This is a genomic window from Chroococcidiopsis sp. [FACHB-1243] (assembly GCF_014696895.1).
Classification (GTDB): domain Bacteria; phylum Cyanobacteriota; class Cyanobacteriia; order Cyanobacteriales; family Chroococcidiopsidaceae; genus Chroococcidiopsis.
This window is the reverse complement of the sequence record NZ_JACJQX010000029.1, coordinates 93,183-99,653: the sequence shown is the minus strand read 5'-3', so window position 1 is coordinate 99,653 and position 6,471 is coordinate 93,183. Positions and strand designations below refer to the sequence as shown.

Below are 6,471 nucleotides of genomic sequence, written 5' to 3'. Positions count from 1 at the left end.
GAGAAAGAGGAAACTATAGTACCAGGCGTGTTAAATTTCACTCGAATCAGTCTAATTAATTTTTTGTTACATACTTGTAAATTTTCCTGTCTACTTACTTACCTACAATATAATATATTTTTTAAAGATCTATACCGCTCTAAATAACTATTAAATAGGAAGTATGTCCATTATCAAGACTAAATGTTTACGTCCATTTACCAGTCCTGAGCAGATTGACAAAATTGATGAAAGTTTGAGCTGGGCTGTCCGTTGTCAGATGAAATCGAGATGGTCTGACGAATTAAAGTGATTGCAGGTCTAGCTGACTTTATCCGTCAATTTCTCAATTGTGAGATAGAGGAAGCTTTCTCCCGCTTTAAAAACTTTGTCATGCACGAGTCAATGCCAAAGCAGTTGAGGCAATATTTACACCTTGTCTACAATGGACTCAAAGATAACTATCACAGTGCTGAGGTCGATGCGGAATTTTGTCTAACCCCATAGAGTGTGAGTAGATGGAATTAGAACAAGATGTGTATAAGATTGTGCAATTCTGGTTCGCGCAGCCTGTGTGTTAGTGTCGCCTACTCTTTTACGACTTCTAATAAGTCTTCTATAATCACATCAAAAGTTTGCGCTAGTTTACGCAGTGCGTTAATATCTGCCATTGCCATTCCAGGAGAGGCAGCATAAGTCTTCACTGTACCGTAAGCTACTCCCGATCGGTCGGAAACTTCTTTTAACGTCCACCCTTCTTTCGCAGCAAATTCTCTAATCTTTAATCGTACTAATCCGTTTGTTGACATGCCGTTGACTTGTCAGCTGAAGCGTTCTATAATACTCAAGCCTATTAAAAGCGATCGCCCTGGTCTGGCAAACTGTGACGATCGCTTTGTCAAAATACAACCCACGATGTGGGAAGTCATTCATATGATAGCAACAGAAAACCCGCAAGCAAAGTATATTCATCCTCTAGCGCGATTTGTCACCAAAGAAGCGATCGCCCTCTGCCTTAACTTGCAACCAGAGCAAATCTACAAAATCGACTGCTGGCGCTACGTCATTCACGTTGTAGGTAAAGGCGTGAGTACGTTTGTCAGCTATGCCGATTTACCTCCGATTTTGGGAGTAGAACCACCCACAGATAGAGATTTCTGGCGCTGGCGCAAGCGGTTTGCCAAGCAGAACAAACAAGCTCCCCAATTTTGGCAAGAATTCTACCAGCAAAAATTGCAGCAAGCAGCTTCCCAGATAGAGTTAGACAACTGGGAAATAATCATCAGGACAATAGAGCAAATCTTTCCCCTAGATGTTTTAACAGCATTACGCACTGTATTTGAGAAAATGCGATCGACAGTTATCAGTTATCAGTGACCTGTTACCAGTTAACAGGGTGTGGGGTGTGGTGAGAAATTTCTTGTCAATGACAAATGACTAACTACCTAAGCTACAATTATTAAGGCATATTTACAGAATTGCTATTATTGACCCAATTCTGCTAAAGGCTGCTAAATCCATACCAGCTTAATCCTATACAACATTCTGGAACGCCCTTATGACGCTCCCCATTCGCAACGTCGCCATTATCGCCCACGTCGATCACGGCAAAACAACTCTCGTTGATGCCCTCCTGAGACAATCTGGCATCTTCCGCGAAGGGGAAGACGTACCTGATTGCGTGATGGATTCAAATGCCTTGGAACGAGAGCGAGGCATTACCATCTTGTCAAAAAACACAGCGGTGCGCTACAAAGAGACGCTGATCAACATTGTCGATACTCCCGGTCACGCTGACTTTGGCGGCGAAGTCGAACGAGTTTTGGGCATGGTTGACGGTTGTATCTTGATCGTAGATGCCAACGAAGGACCGATGCCGCAGACGCGCTTCGTGCTGAAGAAAGCCTTAGAAAAGGGACTGCGCCCGATTGTCGTGGTTAATAAAATTGACCGACCCCAGGCAGATCCCCACGGTGCAGTTGATAAAGTCTTGGATCTGTTTTTGGAACTGGGTGCAGACGATGACCAGTGCGATTTTCCTTATTTATTTGCTTCTGGTTTAAGCGGCTATGCCAAAGAAGATTTAGAAGCCGAAGGGGTAGACATGCAGCCCCTATTTGATGCGATTTTACGTCACGTTCCGCCACCTGTAGGCGATCCGGCAAAGCCATTGCAGTTGCAGGTCACGACTCTAGATTACTCGGAGTATGTAGGACGAATTGCTATTGGTAAAATCCATAATGGTACGATCCGCGTCGGACAGCAAGCTGCTTTGATCCGCGATACGGGGGAAATTGTTAAAGGTAAAGTCACGAAATTGATGGGCTTTGAAGGGTTGAAACGAATCGACCAAGAAGAAGCATCTGCGGGTAATATTATTGCGATCGCCGGATTTGCCGATGCTAATATTGGCGAAACAATTACCTGTCCCAACGAACCCCAGGCACTACCACTAATTAAAGTGGACGAGCCGACCTTACAAATGACATTTTCCGTCAACGACTCGCCCTTTGCCGGACAGGAAGGAAATTTTGTTACTTCTCGTCAAGTGCGCGATCGCTTGATGCGAGAATTGGAAACAAACGTTGCTCTGCGCGTGGAAGAAACCGACTCCCCCGATAAATTCCTAGTTTCGGGACGCGGCGAACTGCATTTGGGAATCTTAATTGAAACTATGCGACGCGAAGGCTACGAGTTTCAAGTTTCTCAGCCACAAGTCATTTATCGCGAAGTTAGCGGGCAACCCTGCGAACCATTTGAATATTTAGTATTAGACGTACCGGAAGAAGCTGTAGGTAGTTGTATCGAACGCCTGGGACAGCGACGGGGTGAAATGCAAGATATGCAAGTTGGCGGGAACGGACGCACCCAACTCGATTTCGTCATTCCCGCCCGTGGATTAGTGGGCTTCCGAGGTGAATTCATGCGGATGACTCGTGGTGAAGGAATCATGAACCACAGCTTCCTCGAATACCGTGCTATTTCTGGGGAAATTGAAGCCCGTCGCAACGGCGTACTGATTTCTTTTGAAGAGGGAGTAGCCACCTTCTACGCCATGAAGAACGCCGAAGACCGAGGCGTATTCTTTATCACTCCTGGTACTAAGGTCTACAAAGGTATGATTGTCGGCGAACACAACCGCCCGCAAGACTTAGAACTGAATGTTTGCAAAACCAAACAGCTAACTAACCACCGCGCTGCTAGCGGCGACGAACTAGTGCAGTTGCAAGCACCTGTAGATATGAGCCTAGAACGCGCTCTAGAGTACATTGGACCCGATGAGCTAGTAGAAGTGACCCCTAAATCGATTCGGCTGCGGAAGCTATCGAAAAAGCTGGCTAAACGATAATCCCTGTAGAGACGTTATATGTAACGTCTCTACATCTGGTGAAATAAATCTTCTGTAGGGGCGCACAGCTGTGCGCCCCTACGTATATGCATCAACAATTGACAGGCTTTTCAATAATTCCCCCACCCAGGACAGCATCACCGTCGTACCAAACAGCAGCTTGTCCAGGCGTGATGCTAAATTGGGGTTCGTCAAACACCAACTTAACACGAGAATTTGCCAGTGGAACCACCGTCACATCTACCGCACTAGAACGATACCGCACTTGGACTTGAGCGCGAATTGGTGCATTCGGTTCTGTAATAGAAACCCAGTTGACTCGCCCGATGGTACATTCTAGCTGGTTAGCAGTGGTGCGATCGCCCACAATCACTCGATTCATCACCGGATCTAAGCCAATTACGTACAGCGGTTCGGCTGCGGCAATTCCTAAACCCTTGCGCTGCCCGATCGTATAATGATGGACACCATCATGCTGTCCTAGTACCTTACCAGTAGCATCGATAATTTCGCCCTTTTTAGGAGCAATGTATCTATCCAAAAACTCCTGCATAGAACCGTGGCTTTCAATCAAGCACAAGTCTTGGCTTTCTGGCTTGTCGGCTGTTTTCAAATTGTATTCAGAGGCGATTTGGCGCGTTTCGGCTTTTAGTTTTTCGCCTAATGGAAATACGACACCTGCTAAAACGTCTTGGGACAAATCGTATAAAAAGTACGATTGATCTTTATTCCGGTCTACAGCTCGTCGTAGTTGGTAGCGTCCCGATGTTGGGTCGTGAGTAATGCGAGCGTAGTGTCCTGTTGCAATTTTGTCTACACCCAATTTTTCCCTAGCATACTGCAACATAGGGCTGAATTTTACCGTTTTGTTGCACTGCGAACAGGGTAGTGGGGTAATACCGTCGCTATACCCAGATACTAGGTAATCGACAATATGGGTTTGAAAAACTTCCCGCATATCGACGATATGGTGTGGAATATCAAATTGTTCGCAGATATATGCAGCATCTACCATTCCCTCCGAACAGCACTGTCCTTTGCCTTTCATCAGCCAAAGGGTCAGACCAACGACATCATATCCTTGGTTATGTAGAATGGCGGCGGCGGTGGAACTATCAACTCCACCAGAAAGACCGACGACGATTTTATTCATGGTTCTGGGAAAATGGCGAGATACTGATACTAATTTAGATCTTCTTGGCGATCGCCTGCTGCTATTATCGGGAGTCGGGAGTCGGGGAAGAGAGCAGGGAAGCAGGGGAGTAGGGGAGCAACAACAGTTAACTACCAATTACCAATTACCAATTACCACTCACTACTGCGAACCATCCAATTTTAGTACAGCCATAAATGCTTCTTGGGGTACATCTACCGTACCGACAGCTTTCATCCGCTTTTTCCCTTTAGCTTGCTTTTGTAGCAGTTTCTTCTTGCGGCTGATGTCACCACCGTAGCATTTGGCGAGTACGTCTTTACGCAGTGCGGGAATGTGTTCGCTGGCAATGACTTTACTGCCAATGGCGGCTTGAATGGGGACTTTGAATTGATGGCGCGGGATTAATTCTTTGAGTTTTTCTGCCATCGCTCGTCCGACACCATAGGCTTTATCACGATGGACGATCATTGCTAAAGAGTCTACCGGATCGCCGTTGATCATCAAATCTAGGCGGACTAAGGGATTTTCGCGGTAGCCAATCAGATGATATTCCATGCTGGCATATCCGCGCGATCGCGATTTCATTTGATCGAAAAAGTCTGTGACTACCTCTGCCAAAGGCAATTCATAAGTTAATGTCGTGCGCCCCTGGGTAAGATACTTCATATCTTTGAAGATTCCCCGCCGATTTTGACACAACTCCATCAACGTGCCAACAAAAGATTCTGGCGTAATCATTTCTACTTGAGCGTAGGGTTCAGCAATGCTTTCCCGTTCGTTGGGTGCTGGTAACTTGCTGGGATTATCAACATAAATTTCTTCGCCGTTGTTGGTAACTACTTTGTAAACTACCGATGGAGCTGTAATTACCAAATCTAAATCGTATTCGCGTTCTAAACGTTCTTGGACGATTTCCATGTGTAACAATCCCAAGAAACCGCAACGGAAACCAAACCCCATCGCGCTTGAGGTTTCTGGTTCGTATTGCAAGGCTGCATCGTTGAGCCTCAGCTTTTCCAGAGCATCGCGCAGATTTTCAAACTCGTCTGAGTCAGTGGGAAACATCCCGCAAAATACCATTGGCTTTGCTTCGGTGTAACCTGGTAAAGCTTGAGCTGCTGGTTTTGTTGCCAGGGTAATTGTATCGCCTACCCGCGCATCGGCTACAGCTTTGATCGCAGCGGCGAGATAACCGACTTCTCCGGCGTGCAGTTCTTCGACTTGCTTTTGATTTGGAGAGAGGACACCTAATTCGTCAATTTCGTATTCTTTTTTCGATGCCATCAAACGGACGCGATCGCCTTTTTTCACCGTACCATCCATGACACGAAAATAGACGATGACCCCTCTGTAGCTATCGTAGTAGCTATCAAAAATCAACGCCCGTAAGGGATCGTTAATCGTGTTACTTGGAGGTGGTACGCGCTTGACGATCGCCTCTAAAATCTCGTCTATGCCAATTCCCTCTTTTGCCGATGCTAAAATTGCATTGCTGCAATCTAAGCCAATAATTTGTTCGACCTCTTCAATTACCCGTTCTGGTTCTGCACCTGGCAAGTCAATTTTATTCAGTACGGGAATGATTTCTAAGTCATGCTCTAAGGCTAAGTAGACATTTGCTAAAGTTTGTGCTTCTACTCCTTGGGAAGCATCGACAACTAATAATGCTCCTTCGCAAGCTGCTAACGAGCGAGACACTTCATAAGAAAAGTCAACGTGTCCTGGGGTATCAATTAAGTTAAGGACGTAGGCTTCTCCGTCCTTTGCTTGATAGTTCATCCGAGCCGCTTGTAACTTAATCGTAATGCCGCGCTCTCGTTCCAACTCCATATTATCGAGAAACTGCTGCTTCATCACCCGTTCTGCAACCGTACCAGTTGTCAGCAACAGGCGATCGGCTAGAGTTGATTTCCCGTGGTCAATGTGAGCGATAATTGAAAAATTACGAATACGCTCGGCGGAAACATCTGTCATATTTTTACGATTT

6 protein-coding genes are annotated in these 6,471 nt (G+C 45.9%); 3 read left to right on the top strand and 3 right to left on the bottom strand.

All coding sequences use genetic code 11. The features are described from left to right. The first annotated feature begins 288 nt into the window (after positions 1-288). Positions 289-486 carry a hypothetical protein gene (locus H6G17_RS21225; RefSeq protein ID WP_192160568.1) on the top strand — a complete coding sequence of 66 codons (198 nt, stop codon included), beginning with the start codon at positions 289-291 and terminating at the stop codon, positions 484-486. 80 nt (positions 487-566) lie between these two features. On the opposite strand, the gene H6G17_RS21220 is transcribed toward H6G17_RS21225, so the two are convergent. Continuing rightward, a complete protein-coding gene (locus H6G17_RS21220) occupies positions 567-788 on the bottom strand; it encodes a helix-turn-helix transcriptional regulator (protein ID WP_015152181.1) in 222 nt (73 codons plus the stop codon). Here H6G17_RS21220 and H6G17_RS21215 point away from each other — a divergent pair. Both H6G17_RS21215 and typA read left to right on the top strand, forming a co-directional pair. Continuing rightward, a complete protein-coding gene (locus H6G17_RS21215; RefSeq protein ID WP_242038520.1) occupies positions 787-1,356 on the top strand; it encodes a hypothetical protein in 570 nt (189 codons plus the stop codon). The genes H6G17_RS21220 and H6G17_RS21215 overlap by 2 nt on opposite strands. A 181-nt stretch (positions 1,357-1,537) precedes the next feature. Then, entirely contained in the window at positions 1,538-3,328 is a 1,791-nt protein-coding gene (typA, locus tag H6G17_RS21210; RefSeq protein WP_015152179.1) for a translational GTPase TypA, read from the top strand. A 91-nt stretch (positions 3,329-3,419) separates the two neighbouring features. Here the strand turns inward: typA and mnmA are convergent, their stop codons facing one another. Both mnmA and lepA read right to left on the bottom strand, forming a co-directional pair. After that, positions 3,420-4,481 (bottom strand): tRNA 2-thiouridine(34) synthase MnmA, encoded by a 1,062-nt coding sequence (gene mnmA / locus H6G17_RS21205; protein WP_192160566.1) that lies wholly within the window; start codon positions 4,479-4,481, stop codon positions 3,420-3,422. A 162-nt stretch (positions 4,482-4,643) separates the two neighbouring features. After that, positions 4,644-6,458 (bottom strand): translation elongation factor 4, encoded by a 1,815-nt coding sequence (lepA, locus tag H6G17_RS21200; protein ID WP_192160564.1) that lies wholly within the window; start codon positions 6,456-6,458, stop codon positions 4,644-4,646. Positions 6,459-6,471: the final 13 nt, after the last annotated feature.